We start from the raw sequence: 723 nt of genomic DNA on the forward strand, positions 1-723 counted from the left end.
CGATGTCAGTACCCGCCGGTACTACAGCTCTTATCTATGAAACGAGTCCTACTCGCGCCCTATCTGGCGTTGCCGAGATCGGCGGTATCCACAAGCTAACGCCCCTCGATGTGTGGAGCGCCTTCGGCGATCGTGCTTGTATCGCCCGTAAGGACTTTGACATCTACTTTAGCGGCGCCGAGAGTGCCTTTGCCATCGAGTTGAAACATGGTCGACCGCTACCGCGCTCCCTGGGCCTGAAGGAGCTCCGAGAGCGATTTAGCTTCGAACCTCCACAGTCTTTTCTCTACGCGACGCCCGAGATGCAAGAAGCCTTACTCTATGAGCGCGCCCAGATTTCTGATCGACACTAATGTTTTCATTGGCCTAGAAGATCACGCGGTGGTGGCCCCGCATTTCGCGTTACTGCAACAACTTGCGGCGCGCTCCGGTGTCGAGATTTACGTTCATGAAGCTGCGATCGACGACATCAGAAGGGATAAAGACGAAGCGCGTCGCCGCGTCTCACTAAGCAAGATCAACAAGTTCCCGGTTGTGAAGAAAATGGCGGGGGTTGATCAAGCGATGCTCGCGACAAAGTACGGTCGCATCCGACGACATAATGACTTGGTAGACTCTACATTGCTTCATGCCCTGGAGATCGGCGTGGCCGATTTTCTGGTGACAGAAGACCAAGGGCTTCATGACCGGGCTGAGCGGCTCTCGTCGACGTTCGGCGCTCGT

1 protein-coding gene and 1 pseudogene are annotated in these 723 nt (G+C 55.6%); both read left to right on the plus strand.

What is annotated here, in order from left to right; genetic code table 11:
* Positions 1–353 (plus strand): annotated as a pseudogene (locus JP75_RS26910) (helix-turn-helix domain-containing protein); the annotation flags it as partial.
* Positions 322–723 (plus strand): PIN domain-containing protein (locus tag JP75_RS24765; protein WP_482764181.1); only part of this gene is annotated, 402 nt, incomplete at its 3' end. The pseudogene JP75_RS26910 and the gene JP75_RS24765, both read left to right, overlap by 32 nt.

It is taken from the genome of Devosia riboflavina, assembly GCF_000743575.1.
In the GTDB taxonomy this organism is placed as follows: domain Bacteria; phylum Pseudomonadota; class Alphaproteobacteria; order Rhizobiales; family Devosiaceae; genus Devosia; species Devosia riboflavina.